The sequence below is a fragment of the Burkholderia sp. RS01 genome (genome assembly GCF_039748055.1).
Classification (GTDB): Bacteria; Actinomycetota; Actinomycetes; order Actinomycetales; family Micrococcaceae; genus Arthrobacter.
On sequence record NZ_JBDLAK010000006.1, the window covers coordinates 14,170 to 30,651 of the forward strand.

A 16,482-nucleotide genomic window follows, 5' to 3' on the forward strand; every position below is an offset into this window, starting at 1 on the left:
CCCGGCAGCGTGCCACCCACAAGGGCCACAGGACGGGCAGCGGCGTCAGTCCCCGTCCAGTTCCTTCCACTCCTGCTCCCAGAGCCGGCGCTCCTCGACGTCCTTGCGGATGACCTCGAATGTCTCGAGCTCGGCACGCCGGCGCCGCCAGTCCCGCGGGTTCAGGGACTTGCGGCCGTTATCCAGCGCGAGCAGGGCCCGGTCAGTCAGGGCGTCGTTGCGCAGGGCCATGCTGGTTTTGCGCCGCCGCAGGACCTCCTTCAGGGCCCGCTGCGCGGGCTCGTGGGCGCCGAGCCGGCGCAGCGAACGCGCCCGGACCAGCAACAGGGCGGCGGAGAGGTCATCCGCGTTGAGCAGCCCTTCAGTCCAGACCACAACCTCGCGGTCCCGCCCAAGGGTGTAGGCCAGCGCGCATTTGGCGAGGGCGGTGGGCAGCGACGGCGGCAGCATGGAGAGCGCCTCCAGCGCCGCTTCCGTCTGCCCTGTCTCGCGCAGCGCATGCGACAGGGCCAGGAACACCGATTCCTCGCTGAACAGCACCGGCACTTCGACGCGTTCGGCGACTTCCACCCGGGTGACCACGCGCGTCAGGTAGCTGGCCGCGAACTGGTTCGCGTCGTCGTCGTTCCTGATGCTGAGGCCGCGCTGCAGCAGTTCCACGGCACGCAGGTAGCCGCCCTGCTTGTGGGCGAGCAGCCCGGCCATCACGCAGCAGAGGCCCGCCCAGCCGGGGTACTCGCGGGCGGCGGCAATCAGCCGGTTGGGGTCGGTGCTGGCGAAGATGGCCTCGTAGACGGCCTTGGTGGCTTTGCCCGGGAGGAGCTTGAGCCTGGGGACGCTGCCGTCCACGCTGATCCGCGCGGAGTCCCTGCCGCCAAGCACACCGTGGAGCAGCCCGCCGACGCCCTCGGCAATTTCCTTCACCGGGGTGCGGACCTGACTGCCGCCAAACGGCGTGAGGTCGCGGGTGTCGCGGTAGATCGGTCCTGGAATCTGCCCCGCGGTCATTCCTCCATGCTAATAGCTCAGCGAATCTAGCCCGCAGCCGCGGCCACCCACACGCCAATGACCCAGGTGCTGGCGGCCAGGCAGGCCAGCCCGAACTCCGCGAGCATGCCCAGGCCGGTGGCTTTGAGCGCCGCCCAGCTGGTGGTCAGGGCGGTGCGGAAGTCGCGCGTTCGGTGGAGTTCGCTGAGCAGGAGCCCGGCGGCAAAGCCCACGAACAGCCCCACCACGGGAATGATGAACATGCCCGCGATGCCCAGCACGATGCCGGCCACGACGCTCCGGTTGGGGATCCTGTGCTGCCTGAGCTTGCGGCCGGCGAGCACGGCGCTGGCCGCCATGCCGGCCAGCACGAAGACCATGCCGATGGCAAAAACCACCCAGCCGGTGGTGCCTTCGCCGCCCCAGATGGCCCAGGCCAGCAGGCTCAGGCCGATCAGGAAGCTGCCGGGCAGCACGGGGATGACGGTGCCGGCCACGCCCACGACGATGGCCAGGCCGCACAGGACGGTCACTACGGTCTGGGCGTTCATTCCCCCAGTCTAGGGTTCCCGTCCCGGAGTTCCGGTCCCGCGTTCCCGTCCGGGGAACGACGACGGCGGCGCCTCCCCAGCACGGGAGGCACCGCCGTCGGGCTTCAGTCAGCCGTCTCAGCTGCCGTTGGCGGCAGCCGCTCTCAGGCAGAGGCCCGTTAGACTCCGTCTTCCACGGCCGCCGCGGCCACGGCGGCCGTGACGGCCGGCGCCACCCGCGGATCCAGCGGGCTGGGCACGATGTAGTCCGCGGACAGCCCCTCCTCGGCCAGGGCAGCGATGGCGCGTGCTGCGGCGAGCTTCATGGCAGGCGTGATGCGGCGCGCACCGGCGTCCAGCGCGCCGCGGAAGATGCCCGGGAAGGCCAGGACGTTGTTGATCTGGTTCGGGAAGTCGCTGCGTCCGGTGGCAACCACGGCAGCGTACTTGGCGGCCACCTCGGGCAGCACTTCGGGGTCCGGGTTGGACAGCGCGAACACGATAGAGCTGTGGTTCATCAGCTTCAGGTGTTCCTCGGCCAGCTTCGAGGACGAGACGCCGACGAAAACGTCTGCGCCGAGCAGGGCCTCGGCAGGGCCGCCCGCGATGCCGCGGGGGTTGCTGCGCTGCGCCATCTGGGCCTTCTTGCTGGCGGAGTCCGCGGCGATGTCCGGGCGTTCGGCGTTGATCACGCCGCGGGAGTCCAGCAGCACGACGTCGCTGATGCCTGCAGTGAGCAGGATTTCGGCGACGGCGATGCCGGCGGCGCCGGCGCCCGAGACGACCACGCGCAGGCCTTCGAGCTCGCGCCCGGTGACCTTGGCAGCTCCGGTCAGTGCGGCAAGGACCACGACGGCGGTGCCGTGCTGGTCATCGTGCATGACGGGGCAGTCCAGGGCCTCGATGAGCTTTTCCTCCAGCTCGAAGCAGCGCGGCGCCGAGATGTCCTCGAGGTTGACGGCGCCGAAGCTGGGACGGAGCCTGACAAGGGTTTCCACGATCTCGTCCACATCCGTGGTGTTGAGGACCAGCGGGATGGAGTCCAGTTCACCAAAGGCCTTGAAGAGGGCGGACTTGCCCTCCATGACGGGCAGCGAGGCGCTGGCGCCGATGTTTCCCAGGCCGAGGACGGCGGTGCCGTCGCTGACTACCGCCACCAGGCGCTGGGCCCAGGTGTGGGTCTTGGCAAGCTTGGGGTCGGCGTGGATGGCGCGGCTGACCTGGGCGACGCCCGGGGTGTACGCGATGGAGAGGTCGCGCTTGTTGGCGAGCGGGACGGTGCTGGCGATGGAGAGCTTGCCGCCCTCGTGGGCCGCGAAGATTTCCTGGTCCGTCAGCGCTTCGGCCGCGGTGTTGTCGGTGGGGGCAATCGTTTCAGTGGACACGTCGTTGTCTCCTGGGCTAGCCGTGGGCGCACGGCACAGTGGGCTCAAGCATTGGAGGCTCAAGATGGTCGGGTGCGCGCTTCGCTGACGGCCCAAAGGGTGGCGGGGTCCGTCCGGAAGCCCGCTGGTACGGGTTGCTAGCCACTCCGGTCCTGCAATGGTAAACACTCCGGAACGGCCTGCTTGGCCACGGGGCGGCCATTTGACGGGATGCAGTGGATTTTGGCGGGTTCTGTGGCCTATTTCACCGAATTTTGCGCTTCAGAAGGGCTGGCGGTCTAGACCGGTTACGCTGTGTGGCGCATGGAACTGGGACGCGGCACCAGCAGGGTGCAGGCCTTCTTCAGGTCTTCTTCCGCTTCGAACAGCGACAAGCGGCGGCAGCGGACGGACTGGACTAGACCGGTGACGGTCAGCAGCAGGATCCGGGAGATGACGGCGTCGCCACTGGCGGCGGTGACCGCACGCTCGGCCAGGGTGTCGATCTCGCGCAGCAGCACCGTGGTGTCCCTGTCCTTGAGGTACACGCCTTGGTTGAGGCACTGTTCGACGGCGGGCTGCATCACCCGCATGTGGAAGATTTCCATGACCACGCCGGAGAGCGCATGGATCCGGACCGTGCCCGCACCCGGCCAACTCCCCACCTTGAGCTCACTCAGCTGGTGCCGGTAGAGGGCCAGCATCAGATGCGTGGCGGAGGGGAAGTAGCGGTACAGGGTGCCGAGGGGGACATCGGCCTTCGCGGCCACTTCGGACAGCGTTACCGATTTGAGCCCCTTGCGCGCGAACCCGGCCGCGACCTCGAGGATACGGCCGTAGCGGCGCTGTTGTCGGGGCAGGGACGGCGGGTCGGCCATGGGCGGAAGATCAGGATTAAATTCAAGCATCATCAGTCCGGAGGTTGAGATTCCTGCGGCAGCCAGGAGAACCCCCATCCCGATCCCGCCCGCATTCGCAGTCAACTATACGGCACGGCCGCAGACGCCATCCGTCAGCGGTACGCAGGGGAAATGCGAACAGCCAAGCGAAAACCTAGTCGACGCCCTTGATCTTCACGACGAACACGGCGCCCAGCAAGCCGATCACTGCCGCGGCGACGTAGAGCGAAACGTAGCCGCCCCAGAGGGTCACGAACGGCCAGGCCAGGGCCGGAGCGATGACCTGCGGCAGTGAGTTGGCGATGTTGATGACGCCGAGGTCCTTGCCCCGGTCAACGGCGTGCGGCAGCACCTGGGTGATGAGCGCGAAGTCCACCGCGAGGTAGGCGCCGAAGCCGATCCCCAAGACGCTGGCGCCCACGATACCGCCGATCCACGTCGGCGCGAACGCCAGGATCAGTGACGCCAGCGCAATGATCACGGAGGAGGCTATGACCAGGGGCTTGCGCTTGCCCATGCGGTCGCTGAGCCGGCCGCCGATCACGCTCGTGATGATCACAAACACGGCGTAGAGCCCGGTCAGCACCAGCACGCCGAAGGCCGGCTCCATCCCGGTGGTCGCCTTCAGATGGACAGCGTCCGCGAGGAAGAACAGCAGGTACAGGGTGACCATGTGGTTGCCGATATTGACGAGCAGCCGGGTGATCCAGGCCCAGGCGAAGTCCGGGTGCCGCAGCGGCCGGACAAAGCCAAGCAGGAAATCGATCCAGTTCAGCGGCGGCCTGTCACCGGCGGGGAGCGGCACATCGGCGCTCTTGAACAGGTACATCACCACGCCGGCCAAAAGCGCGAGCGCGCAAACGATGTACCCCAGGGCGAAGTTTCCGCTGACGGCGGCGGCAATCACCGCGCCAATGAGGATGCCCACCGTTTGTCCCATCGCGGCAAGGCCGCCCACCGTGGCCCGCTGCGGTAGCGGAACGCGGTCGGGAATGGCGGCGGTGATGGCAGCGTAGGCGCCGTTGCATCCGGCCTGCACGAGGCACCAGAGCAGCGTCATGACCGCCACGTTCGGCGCCCCGGCCAGGCCTATCAGTGCGGCCGCCCCCAGGACGGCCCCCACCACGACCCACGGCACGCGCCGGCCGAAGCGGGACGTGGTGCGGTCGCTGAAGGCGCCGAACAGGGGGTTGGCCACGAGGGAGACCGCCGCCCCTGCTCCGGTCACGAGCGCGAGGATGGCCTCCTTCTGGCCGGCGTCGAAATGTTCGGCCTGCTGGCTGAGGAGCACCTGGATGGGACCGAAAAACGCGGCGTTGATTCCCAGGTTGACCAGCACCACGCCCGTGGTCCACAGCGGCGTCACGCGGGACGTCGGTTCGGCGAGTGCCGTGGCCGATCGCGTCCCCACCAGCCCGGGATCGGGAACTGCACCGGGAATGTCGGACAGACTCATGGCAGGTTCCCCCTGGATCGTTTTGATCGTGTGAAATCAGACTATCGTGGGAGCCACCAGCAACGCGGGGTCATTTGAGGCCCGATTCCCGCGTCTCATGGGGCGTTAAGTGACCCCGCGTTGCTATCAACCGGACCCGATCCAAGAGCCAGGGAGAATCAATGTCCGCTTCGCCTGCCAGCCGTTCCGCCGCCACATCCGAGAAGGCCGCCGCCGTCAACACAGCCGACCTCTACGACGAGCGCGGCGAGGAACTCGACTCGATCGCCCTGCAGTTCCAGTCACTGGGCGGACGCTCGCACTTCAGCGGCCCTGTCCGGACCATCCGCTGCTTCGAGGACAACGCGCTGGTCAAGTCCACGCTGGCCACACCCGGCGACGGCGCCGTGCTGGTGGTGGACGGCAGCGGCTCGCTGCGCACCGCCCTGATGGGGGACATGATCGCGGCGAGCGCCGTGGAAAACGGCTGGGCCGGCGTCGTCATCAACGGCGCAATCCGCGACCGCGAGGCCATTGCGGAACTGCCGCTCGGGGTCAAGGCGCTCGGCAGCAATCCGCGCAAGAGCGCGAAGGCCGGCGCCGGCGAGACGGACGTGGAACTGCTGATCGACGGCGTGACCATCCGCCCCGGCGCCATGATCTGGTGCGATCCGGACGGCATCCTGGTGGAGCGCTGAGGTGAATTCCTCATTTTTTAGAGTCAAGGGAACAAATCACGAAGTAAGATAGTTACTGAAAGCAACTATCAAGCTTGATCCCCCTTTTCTTCGTAATGGAGCAGTCATGTCCAAAACCGCCGCCGGGCCCGCAGCCGGGGACGTCCTGACGAAGCGTCAGACCATCACAGTGATGGTAGGTCTTATGCTCGGCATGTTCCTGTCCTCGCTGGACCAGACCATCGTGTCCACGTCCATCTACACCATCGCCAACGATCTCGACGGCCTGTCCCTGCAGGCCTGGGCCACCACCGCGTACCTCATCACGTCCACGGTGAGCACTCCGCTCTACGGAAAGCTCAGCGACATCTTCGGCCGCCGTCCGCTGTACCTGGCCGCGATCCTGATCTTCCTGGCCGGCTCCCTGTACGCCGGCTCGGTGCACTCGATGACCGAACTGGCCATCGCCCGCGGCATCCAGGGCATGGGCGCCGGCGGCCTGCTGGCCCTCGCGCTGACCATCATCGGCGACATTGTCGCCCTGAAGGACCGGGCCAAGTTCCAGGGCTACTTCATGTCCGTCTTCGGCATCTCCTCCGTGCTGGGCCCCGTGGTGGGCGGCGCCTTCGCAGGTTCCGCGAACATCCTGGGCTTCGACGGCTGGCGCTGGGTGTTCTTCATCAACCTGCCGATCGGCCTCGCCGCGCTGACCGTCGTCTTCCTGTACCTGCACCTGCCCGCCAAGCACGTGAAGCAGAAGATTGACTACTGGGGCGCCGCGGCCATCACGCTGGCTATCGTTCCCCTGCTCCTCGTGGCCGAACAGGGCCGCAGCTGGGGCTGGACCTCTGCCGGTTCCCTGCTGTGCACCGGCCTGGGCATCGTCGGCATCGCGGCGTTCCTGCTGGCCGAGAAGCGCGCAGGCGACTACGCACTCATTCCGCTCCGGCTCTTCCGCAACCTCACCTTCGGCCTGTCCTCGCTGCTGAACTTCATCATCGGCATCGGCATGTTCGGTGCGATCGCCATGCTGCCCATGTACCTGCAGCTCGTGAAGGGCCTCACCCCCACCGAGGCCGGCCTGATGATGATCACGTTCACCGTGGGCATCCTCACCGGTTCCATCACCGCGGGCCGGACCATTTCGTCGTCCGGCACCTACCGGATCTTCCCCATCCTGGGCACGGCGGTCCTGACCGGCGCCGCCGTCGTCATGGGCTTCTCGCTCGGCGTCGACACCGGGCTCTGGGTTCCCGGCCTGATCGCGGTGTTCTTCGGCCTGGGCCTGGGCTTCTGCATGCAGCCGCTCACGCTGGCCATGCAGGTCTCCGTTCCGCCCAAGGACATGGGCGTGGGCACGTCGTCGGCTGCGTTCTTCCGTTCCATGGGCGGCGCCGTAGGAACGGCCGTCTTCATTTCCATGCTGTTCAGCCTCGCGGCGGACAAGATCGCCTCCGGGATGAAGGACGCCGTGCAGAACGCCGACTACCTCAAGGTCCTCAAGGACCCTGCCGTGGCCGCCGATCCCGCAAACGCCAAGCTCTACGAGTTCTTCAAGAACGGCGCCAGCAACGACTCCCTCAACGACACCAGCTGGCTGCACGCGGCCAACCCCGTGCTCACCCGGCCCATCACCGAGGGATTCGCCCAGTCGATCGACGCCGTCATGCTCACCGCGGCCGTGCTCACGGGCATCGCCTTCCTGATCAGCTTCGCCCTGCCGAACAAGAAGCTCACCGACCCCAAGGCCGTCGCCAAGGAGTCCGTGCCGGCCCACTAGGGGCTTTCGCGCACGCGTCACGGCAGGCAGCCTTGCGGGGCTGCCTGCCGTTTCGTTTCCCCGCCCCGGGACGACGACGGGGGGACGTTCCGCCGTCGTCGTCTTCTGTACCGAAGTGGAACAGCGGGCGGTGACGTGGCACACTGTTAGGCGCGTGTGCGCCGGCTGTCTGGGCCGGTATCCGCAGCCGACGACGTCCGCACCGCATTCACCCAACCCCAACCCCAGGGAGCACCATGTCCACCGCCAAGGAGCAAACTACCGCCAAGATCCCGCAGCGGGTCATATGGCTGGCGCTTGCCGGCGCCGTGGGCGGCTTCCTGTTCGGCTTCGACTCGTCCGTGGTCAACGGCGCGGTCGACGCCATGAAGGACGAATTCGCGCTCAGCGAGGGCGTCACCGGGTTCGCCGTGGCCGTCGCACTGCTGGGCTGCGCCGCCGGGGCGTTCATGGCCGGCAAGGTGGCCGACCGCTACGGCCGCATTCCCGCCATGAAGTTGGGGTCGCTGCTGTTCCTGGTCAGCGCCATCGGCACGGGCTTCGCGTTCAGCGTCTGGGACCTGATCTTCTGGCGACTCGTGGGCGGCCTTGGCATCGGGCTGGCGTCGGTGATCGCACCCGCCTACATCTCCGAGATCTCTCCGCGCCACGTCCGCGGCAGGCTCGCCTCGCTGCAGCAGCTGGCCATCACCACCGGTATTTTCGCCGCGCTGCTCTCCGACGCGCTGTTCGCAACCGCCGCCGGCGGCGCCCACCAGGCCCTGTGGCTCGGCATCGAGGCCTGGCGCTGGATGTTCCTGGCCGCCGCGGTTCCGGCGGTCGTCTACGGCCTGATCGCCTACACGCTCCCCGAGTCCCCGCGTTTCCTCGTATTCCAGGGCAAGGAAGAGGAAGCCCGCAAGGTCTTCGATTCCATCGCGCCGGATGAGGACGCGGACCGCCACCTCCGCGAGATCCGCGAGGCCATCGAAGAGGACCAGCTGGCCGGCAAGAAGGGCTCGCTCCGCGGCAAGACGTTCGGGCTGCAGGCCGTGGTCTGGATCGGCATCACGCTGTCCGTGCTGCAGCAGTTTGTCGGCATCAACGTGATCTTCTACTACTCCACCACGCTGTGGAAGGCCGTGGGCTTCCAGGAGAAGGACTCGCTCACCATTTCCGTGGCAACGTCCATCACCAACATCCTGGTGACCCTCGTGGCCATCGCCCTCGTGGACCGGATCGGCCGGCGCCCCATCCTGCTGGCCGGCTCGATCGGAATGGCCGTTTCCCTCGGCACCATGGCCCTGGCCTTCGCGTCCGCCACGGGCACCGGCTCCGAGATCTCACTCCCGGGCGCCTGGGGCCCCGTTGCCCTCGTGGCCGCGAACATCTTCGTGGTCAGCTTCGGCGCGTCCTGGGGGCCGCTCGTGTGGGTGCTCCTCGGCGAGATCTTCCCGTCCCGGATCCGCGCACGCGCCCTGGGCCTGGCCGCGGCAGCCCAGTGGGTCGCCAACTTTGCCATCACACTGAGCTTCCCCGTGATGGCCGCAGGTTCGCTGCCGCTGACGTACGCCATGTACGCACTTTTTGCGGCGGCATCGTTCTTCTTCGTCATGTACAAGGTGCCGGAGACGAACGGCATGTCGCTGGAACAGGCCGAAACCCTGTTTGTTCCAAAGGGGTCCGCCAAGGTCTGACCGGCTCTTGGCTCCCCCGGCATGAAAAGGAAGACGCCCAGGTTCAGCGGAACCTGGGCGTCTTCTGCGTTGCGGCGCGGCCTCGCGGGAGCACTAGGGGAGGCGGCACTTAGGGAGGCGGCTCAGAGCGTGAGCTTCATGCCTTCGTGGCTGGCCGCGAATCCGAGGCGCTCGTAGAAGCGGTGGGCGTCCTGGCGGGACTTGTCGGTGGTCAACTGCACCAGCGAGCAGCCCCGGCGGCGGGACTCCGCCACAACCCAGCCGATCATCGCGGACCCGACACCCTTGCCCCGGAGGCTTCGGTCCACGCGCACCGCCTCGAGCTGGCTGCGCCAGGAACCGCGGCGGGAGAGGCCCGGAATGAAGCTGAGCTGGAAGGTGGCCACCAGAGGGCCTACGCTTTCGCCCTCCCCGAGCAGCTCCCCCACGACGAGGAGATGCGCGGGGTCGGCGTGGATCGCGTCAAACGCCTGCTCGTAGGACGTCAGGTCCCCCGTGTCCTCGCGGCTTGCGCCACGCCGGTCATCGGTCAGGAGCCGCAGGATGGCCGGCAAGTCGGGCTTCTGCGCGGGGCGCAGCCTGAAGGTGCCGCTCCCGACGGCGAAGATCATCAGGGCGGGCTGGTCACGGGAGTCGAAAGTCACCTTCACAGCTTTTCACAACGGGCGGCGACGGGGGAGCGCTCCTCAGGCGTGCCGCCCGGTCCGCGGCCTACTCAGCCCGCGGCCTGCCCGGCCTGCTGGACAGGCGGCAATGGCGGCGGCAGAGCCAAGGGGGTACTGCCAGTCCTAGGATCATCAGGGACTCCCGCAGCGGGTGAAGTTCCTGTTTCCTTGAATAAGAGGCATATCGAAAGGACGGCTCATGATGGCGGACATCCTCGCGGGAACAATTCAGCCCGGCCAGGTGTTGGACCATATTGTTGCCCAGGGCGACGTCCACGCCGGCCCCGCGACCGGCCACACAGCACTCAGAGTGCTCATCCGCCCATAAGACTTCCCCTCGGGACCGCCGGACCTTCCCGCTCCGCCGTTCCAACCAACCCAAACAGCCACCCAACCAAACGAATCCCTCACCCAACACAGGAGAGACATGCATACCGTCAACGCTTACGCCGCACCGTCCGCCACCGGCGACCTCGTCCCCACCACCATCGAACGCCGCGCCGTCGGCCCGCAGGATGTGCTGATCGAGATCAAGTACGCCGGAATCTGCCACTCGGACATCCACACCGTCCGCGGTGACTGGGGACCCCAGCAGTACCCGCTGGCACCGGGCCACGAAATCGCCGGTATCGTCACCGAGGTCGGCGCCGAAGTCACCAAGCACAGGGTTGGCGACCGCGTCGGCGTCGGCTGCATGGTGAATTCCTGCCGCGAATGCGCCAACTGCAGGAAGGGCGAGGAGCAGTACTGCCTCGCAGGCAACACCGGCACTTACGGCGCCGTCGACCGCGACGGGACCATCACGCAGGGCGGCTACACCACGCACGTGGTGGTGACCGAGGACTTCGTCGTGCGCATCCCGGACGGTCTTGACCTCGACGTCGCCGCGCCGCTGCTCTGCGCCGGCATCACCACCTACTCGCCGCTGCGCCACTGGGGCGCGGGACCCGGCAAGAAGGTGGCGGTCGTCGGCCTCGGCGGGCTCGGACACATGGCCGTCAAGCAGGCACACGCCATGGGCGCCGAGGTGACCGTGCTGTCGCAGTCGCTGAAGAAGATGGAAGACGGCCTGCGCCTCGGCGCGGACGCCTATTACGCCACGAGCGACCCCGCCACGTTCGAGGCCCTCGCCGGCACCTTCGACCTGATCATCAACACCGTCAGCGCCTCGATCGACATCAGCTCCTACCTGCAGCTGCTGACCCTCGACGGAACCCTGGTGAACGTGGGCGCGCCCGCAGAACCGCTCCCGGTGAACGCGTTCTCGCTGATTATGGGCCGCCGGTCCTTCGCCGGTTCAATGATCGGCGGCATCCGCGAGACCCAGGAAATGCTCGACTTCTGCGCAGAGCACCAGCTGGGCGCCGAGATCGAGGTCATCCCGGCTGACAAGATCAACGAAGCCTACGAGCGCGTCCTTGCCTCGGACGTGCGCTACCGCTTCGTCATCGACACCGCAACCATGAGCTAAGCGGGCTACCCGCGCAGGCACCGTCGAAGCGGCCCGTCAGCACAAGCTGGGGGCCGCTTCCGGCGTCTCCGGCCAACGGGGCGTTCCCGGCCACCGGGGCGTTCCGGGCTACAGGTCAGATGTTGCCGCCGGACCGCCGGTCATCACGGCTGCCGGGACTCGTGCGGGCCGGCGGGGAGGTCTGCCGGCATCTGCTCCAAGATGGCACGAACGGTCTCCGCGTGGCCCAGGATCCGGAAATGCCCAGCCACCGGGACCCGGATGTTCTTGGCTCCGGGCAGGACGCTGCCTTCGGGGATATGCGGGTCAAAATCGCCGTAAATGGAGCTGATCCGGTGGTTGATCGCTTCTTCGCGGGCCATCTGCCGGGTCAGGGCGTTGCGGGGAGAGAAGATGCGAAGGCTCGGGATGAGCAGGTACCGGGCATAGCGCGATCCGGAGAACGGCGTGCAGATGGCGATCAACCGGTCGATGCGCTGGTCCGGGTCCAGGGCGAGCATGATGTACTTCCCGATCAGGCCGCCTTTGCTGTGCGCGACGATCACGGCATCGTTCAGGCCGGCCGCGGCGATGTGTTCTGCTACGAACCGGGCCGCGACAGGCACGCCCAGCCGGTTCCTTTGCAGCAGGGTCACGACATGTACCGGGTGCCCGGCGCCGTGCAGGGCAGTAATCAGCGGCAGCATGAACTGCCAGCTTTCATACACTCCGGGGATCACGACTATGGGCCTGCCGTCACCGGTATGAAAGGCGTCCGCCCGGGTCCGGGAAAGCGCGCCCCGGACCTGCCATCCCGCGGCATAGGCGTAGTCCTGGACCCACCAAAGCGCCCTGCGCAGCGTGCCGTTCACGCCGGACTTTCCAGGGCCCGGCCGGGGCTTGCCACGAAGTCCCTGATGGCCTGCGCCACCTGGCCGGAGGCAGTGTGTTGGACGACGTGACCGGAGCCGGGTATCTCGCGGAATTCTCCGGACATGGCTCGGCCCGCCAGGCGGCGGCACCAGTCCCGCGACGCCACAGTATCCCTGAATCCCCGCAGGACGAGGACGGGCGCGTCCACTTCGGCGATACGCTGCTCGGTGGGATAGGCCATCATGACGGGGAGCTCGGTCAGGTACCACCGGGGCCCGCACCGGAAATAGTCGGCAAGGACCAGCAGGTTGGAGCTAGGGCTTTCGAAGAAAAGGCAGTCCACGGCCAGGTCGAAGGCCTGGCGCGCCACAGTACGGCGCCGGGAATCGACCACGGGTCCCATCAGCACCAGCTGCGTGAACCTGCCGGGCTCTTGCCTGGCGGCTTCTACGGCCAACTGCGTGCCCATGGAGTGGCCGATCAGGACGCACGGACCCACGCCTGCCTGGTCCAGGGACGCCCGAAGAAAGCCGGCATAGTCTGCCATCGACAGCCGGCGGTCCGGTTTTGGCGTACTTCCAAAGCCTGGAAGCTCGACCGAATAGGTCTCGGCGGTTTCAGCCAGCAGCCGGTGCAGCCGGTGCAGGTATCGGTGCGACGTGCCGATCCCGTGCACCAGAACGAACGTCGGCGCGGAACGTCCATCGGTGCCTGCCGGGCGCCGCGAGGCATGAATCCGCCCGGTCAGGCCCTCGAAGTGGACCTCGGAAATGTCAGGATCAGCCATCTGTCGAGGATAGCCCTTACCGCAGCCCTGCGGCATTACTGACCCCCAAACGCACGACGCCGGAACTCACCTTCGTGAGTTCCGGCGTCGTGCGTTTGGCTGCGGATGGGGTCAGGCCGGAGCGGTGACGCCTTCTGCCTTGCGTTCCTCGACCAGGCCGCAGACGGCCGCGAACAGCGGGTGGTCCGCCGCCAGTCCCGTGATCCGCTCGGTCGCTTCAGCGGGCTCGGAGGCGGACAGGATCTGCCCGAGCTCCACGGCCTCGGCGTCGGCGGGATCGTTGAAGCGCAGGGCTGCGGCGATCGCCCCGAGAAGGGCCTCCGGCACGATCCCGCGCTCCGCCAGCTCAGCCGCCGGGCCGATGAACCGTTCATGCCGGCTGAGCTTGCGCAGCGGCGCCCGCCCCACGCGGTTCACAGTGTCCGGCAAGTGCGGGTTGGAGAAGCGGCCCAGGATCTTCTGGACGTAGGCTTCCTGTTCGTCGTGGTTGAAGCCGTGCTTGGACACAAGCAGCTGCTTGGTTTCGTCGAGCACGGCACGCACGTCCGCCGCCACGTCCTGGTCAGCCATGGCCTCGGAGATTTTTTCGACCCCGGCCTCGAACCCGAAGTACGCCGCAGAGGCGTGCCCCGTGTTGACCGTGAACAGCTTGCGCTCGATGTACGGCCCGAGCTCGTCCACAAACGTTGCCCCGGGGATGACCGGCGCCGCGCCGGCAAACGGTGTGCGGTCGATGACCCACTCGTAGAACGTCTCCACCGTGACGTCCAGCCCCTGGCCCGGTTCCTGGTTGGGCACGATCCGGTCCACGGCGGTGTTGGCGAACACGGCCACATCCTCCAGCGGCCCTGCGGCGTCGTCCCAGGACTGCACGATTGCCTCGCGCAGGATGTCCGTGGCGTTGATGGCGTTCTCGCAGGCCATAACCTGCAGCGGCGCCATTCCTGCGGCCCGGGCGGCAATTCCCTTGGCGATCGCGGGGGCCACGAACTTGAGGATGTGCGGCCCCACGGCGGTGGTGACGATGTCCGCCGTCGCGATCTCCTCGATCAGCTGCGCCTCCTGGGTGCTGGAGTTGACTGCCCGGAAGTTGTCCACGGTGCGCACGGTGGGGTTCTCCCCAACCTCGTGGACGGCATAGCTGTCCGCGGCTGCGAGCTGGGAGATGAGGGCGTCCGCAACGTCCGCGAACACCACCTCATACCCGGCGTCGTGCAGCAGCAGCCCGACGAATCCGCGGCCGATGTTTCCGGCGCCAAAATGTACAGCCTTCACTACGCGTTGACCTTTCCGAACAGCTCCAGAACTTCCTCGACGGATGTTGCGGCCTCAAGCTGCGCCACCTGCGCCTTGTTCGTGAAGACCTTCGCGATCGAGGAGAGGATGTGGAGGTGTTCGTTGTTGATGCCGGCCACGCCCACCACGAACTTGACCTCCTTGCCGTTCCAGTCGATGCCGTCCGGGTAGCGGACCACGGAGACGGCCGACTTCTTGATGTGGTCCTTCGCGGCGTTGGTGCCGTGCGGGATCGCCAGGAAGCTGCCCATGTAGGTGGACACGGATTCCTCGCGCTCATGCATGGCGAGGATGTAGTCGTTATCCACGGCTCCGCGGGCCAGCAGCAGCTGGCCGGCCTCATCGATCGCGGCGTCCCGGGTTGCGGCGGAGCCGTTGAGGACCACGCTGTCAGCCACCAGGATGTCCGACGGCGGGGCGCCGGCTTCGGCGGGCGCCTCGGCAGCCTGCGTCTCCGGAGCTGCCGCGGCGCCTGCGACGGCACCGGCGGGTGCCGCAGCTCCGCCGCCAGCGGCTTCGGGTGCGTTGGCGCTCTTGACGAGTTCCACGATCTCGTCATAGCGCGGGCTGTTCATGAAGTTGTCCACGGAGTAGTGGACGGCGCTGGCCGTGGCAGGCTTGGCCCGCTCGGTGAGGTCCTGGTGCGTGATCACCACATCGTAGGTGTCGCTAAGGCTGGCGATGGACGAGTTGGTGACCTTGACGTCCGGAAAGCCCGCCGCCTTGATCTTGTTCCGCAGCACGGAGGCGCCCATGGCGCTGGAGCCCATGCCGGCGTCGCACGCGAACACGATGTTCCCGATGGGCCGGGTCAGGACCGCAGTGCCGCCGGCGCCCGCACCCGCACCCGTGAGCACGGAGGAGACGGAGCTCTTCTTGCCCTTCATGTCTTCCATGCGGCTGGTGGCGGCGCTGAGGTCGTCCTCGTCACTGTGGCGGGTGGTCTTCAGGATCACCGAGGCGACCAGGAAGGACACCGTGGCGGCGAGCAGAACCGAGAGGATCACGCCGACATAGCTGTCCCGCGAGGTTTGGGCAATCACCGCAAAGATGGATCCCGGAGCCGCCGGAGCCACGAGGCCCGAGTTGGTGACGGCAAGTGTCGCGATGCCCGTCATACCGCCGGCGATCGCTGCAAGGATCAGCAGCGGGCGCATGAGGACGTACGGGAAGTAGATCTCGTGGATGCCGCCGAGGAATTGAATGATCGCGGCACCGGGGGCTGATGCCTTCGCCGCGCCGCGGCCGAAGAACATGTACGCGAGCAGGATGCCGAGGCCCGGGCCGGGGTTGGCCTCGAGCAGGAACAGGATGGATTTGCCCTGCGCGAGCGACTGCTGAATGCCCAGCGGGGTCAGCACGCCGTGGTTGATGGCGTTATTCAGGAACAGCACCTTGGCCGGTTCGATGAAGATGCTGGTCAGCGGCAGGAGGCCGTTGTTCACCAGGAACTGAACGACGTTCCCGGCTCCCGTGCTGAAGGCCTGGACCAGCGGGGCGATCCCGTAGAAGCCAAGCATGGCCAGCAATGCTCCCCAGATACCGGCGGAGAAGTTGTTGACCAGCATCTCGAAGCCGGGCCGGATTTTGCCGTCCCAGAGGGCGTCCAGCTTCTTGATTGTCCAGCCGCCCAGGGGACCCATGATCATGGCTCCGATGAACATCGGGATGCCGGCGCCGACGATGACGCCCATGGTGCCGATGGCGCCAACCACGCCGCCCCGGACGTCGTAGACCATCCTGCCGCCGGTGTAGGCGATCAGGAGCGGCAGCAGGTACGTGATCATGGGGCCGACGAGGCCCACATTCGGCGCACCTGCGGCGTTGGTGCCGAAGCCGCCGAGTGCCGGGACGGGGATCCATCCCTTCTCGATGAAGAGGGCCGTGATGAGGCCCCAGGCGATGAACGCCCCGATGTTGGGCATGATCATTCCGGACAGGAACGTCCCGAATTTCTGGACGTGGACCCGCACGCTGGTGCGGGGTTTTGCAACTGTCTCTGTTGCCATGTGATTTCCTAACCGTGATTCCTGCTGCACCGCAGGATGGTCCGATATTTTCGA

15 protein-coding genes are annotated in these 16,482 nt (G+C 67.1%); 5 read left to right on the plus strand and 10 right to left on the minus strand.

Annotated elements, in window-relative coordinates:
- Positions 1-45 precede the first annotated feature (45 nt).
- The 5 genes from ABFP37_RS07265 to ABFP37_RS07285 form a co-directional block, all read right to left on the minus strand.
- Positions 46-1,008: a hypothetical protein gene (locus ABFP37_RS07265; protein ID WP_347033124.1), complete on the minus strand. Its 963-nt coding sequence runs from the start codon at positions 1,006-1,008 to the stop codon at positions 46-48.
- A 26-nt stretch (positions 1,009-1,034) separates the two neighbouring features.
- The gene (locus tag ABFP37_RS07270; RefSeq protein ID WP_078028299.1) at positions 1,035-1,538 is read right to left on the minus strand and encodes a DUF456 domain-containing protein; all 504 of its coding nucleotides are present in this window, start codon (positions 1,536-1,538) and stop codon (positions 1,035-1,037) included.
- A 158-nt stretch (positions 1,539-1,696) separates the two neighbouring features.
- A complete protein-coding gene (locus ABFP37_RS07275) occupies positions 1,697-2,902 on the minus strand; it encodes a malic enzyme-like NAD(P)-binding protein (protein ID WP_078028300.1) in 1,206 nt (401 codons plus the stop codon).
- A 287-nt stretch (positions 2,903-3,189) separates the two neighbouring features.
- Positions 3,190-3,792 carry a TetR/AcrR family transcriptional regulator gene (locus ABFP37_RS07280; RefSeq protein ID WP_347033125.1) on the minus strand — a complete coding sequence of 201 codons (603 nt, stop codon included), beginning with the start codon at positions 3,790-3,792 and terminating at the stop codon, positions 3,190-3,192.
- Between the two features lie 142 nt (positions 3,793-3,934).
- Complete coding sequence (locus ABFP37_RS07285; RefSeq protein ID WP_347033126.1) at positions 3,935-5,236, minus strand: MFS transporter; 1,302 nt, start codon at positions 5,234-5,236, stop codon at positions 3,935-3,937.
- 161 nt (positions 5,237-5,397) lie between these two features.
- Here ABFP37_RS07285 and rraA point away from each other — a divergent pair, with 161 nt between their 5' ends.
- The 3 genes from rraA (at position 5,398) to ABFP37_RS07300 (ending at position 9,348) form a co-directional block, all read left to right on the plus strand.
- A complete protein-coding gene (gene rraA / locus ABFP37_RS07290) occupies positions 5,398-5,913 on the plus strand; it encodes a ribonuclease E activity regulator RraA (protein WP_078028302.1) in 516 nt (171 codons plus the stop codon).
- Positions 5,914-6,019: 106 nt separating this feature from the next.
- Positions 6,020-7,672, plus strand: coding sequence for an MDR family MFS transporter (locus ABFP37_RS07295; protein WP_347033127.1), 1,653 nt, complete (start codon positions 6,020-6,022; stop codon positions 7,670-7,672).
- Between the two features lie 236 nt (positions 7,673-7,908).
- Positions 7,909-9,348, plus strand: coding sequence for a sugar porter family MFS transporter (locus ABFP37_RS07300; protein ID WP_078028304.1), 1,440 nt, complete (start codon positions 7,909-7,911; stop codon positions 9,346-9,348).
- A 122-nt stretch (positions 9,349-9,470) separates the two neighbouring features.
- On the opposite strand, the gene ABFP37_RS07305 is transcribed toward ABFP37_RS07300, so the two are convergent.
- Positions 9,471-9,959, minus strand: coding sequence for a GNAT family N-acetyltransferase (locus ABFP37_RS07305; protein WP_347033221.1), 489 nt, complete (start codon positions 9,957-9,959; stop codon positions 9,471-9,473).
- 253 nt (positions 9,960-10,212) lie between these two features.
- Here ABFP37_RS07305 and ABFP37_RS07310 point away from each other — a divergent pair, with 253 nt between their 5' ends.
- Entirely contained in the window at positions 10,213-10,341 is a 129-nt protein-coding gene (locus ABFP37_RS07310; RefSeq protein ID WP_347033128.1) for a hypothetical protein, read from the plus strand.
- A 99-nt stretch (positions 10,342-10,440) separates the two neighbouring features.
- Positions 10,441-11,484, plus strand: a complete 1,044-nt coding sequence (locus tag ABFP37_RS07315) for an NAD(P)-dependent alcohol dehydrogenase (RefSeq protein WP_347033129.1) — start codon at positions 10,441-10,443, stop codon at positions 11,482-11,484.
- 143 nt (positions 11,485-11,627) lie between these two features.
- Here ABFP37_RS07315 and ABFP37_RS07320 read toward each other — a convergent pair whose 3' ends face one another.
- The 4 genes from ABFP37_RS07320 to ABFP37_RS07335 all read right to left on the minus strand — a co-directional run bounded on the left by ABFP37_RS07320 (position 11,628) and on the right by ABFP37_RS07335 (position 16,428).
- Entirely contained in the window at positions 11,628-12,335 is a 708-nt protein-coding gene (locus tag ABFP37_RS07320) for an alpha/beta hydrolase (RefSeq protein ID WP_078028306.1), read from the minus strand.
- Positions 12,332-13,123 (minus strand): alpha/beta hydrolase, encoded by a 792-nt coding sequence (locus ABFP37_RS07325; RefSeq protein WP_347033130.1) that lies wholly within the window; start codon positions 13,121-13,123, stop codon positions 12,332-12,334. Before ABFP37_RS07325 ends, ABFP37_RS07320 begins: the two co-directional genes overlap by 4 nt.
- A 111-nt stretch (positions 13,124-13,234) precedes the next feature.
- Positions 13,235-14,398 carry a mannitol-1-phosphate 5-dehydrogenase gene (locus ABFP37_RS07330; RefSeq protein WP_347033131.1) on the minus strand — a complete coding sequence of 388 codons (1,164 nt, stop codon included), beginning with the start codon at positions 14,396-14,398 and terminating at the stop codon, positions 13,235-13,237.
- On the minus strand, positions 14,398-16,428 hold the full coding sequence (locus ABFP37_RS07335; protein ID WP_078028309.1) for a PTS mannitol transporter subunit IICBA: 2,031 nt from the start codon (positions 16,426-16,428) through the stop codon (positions 14,398-14,400). Before ABFP37_RS07335 ends, ABFP37_RS07330 begins: the two co-directional genes overlap by 1 nt.
- Between the last annotated feature and the right edge of the window lie 54 nt (positions 16,429-16,482).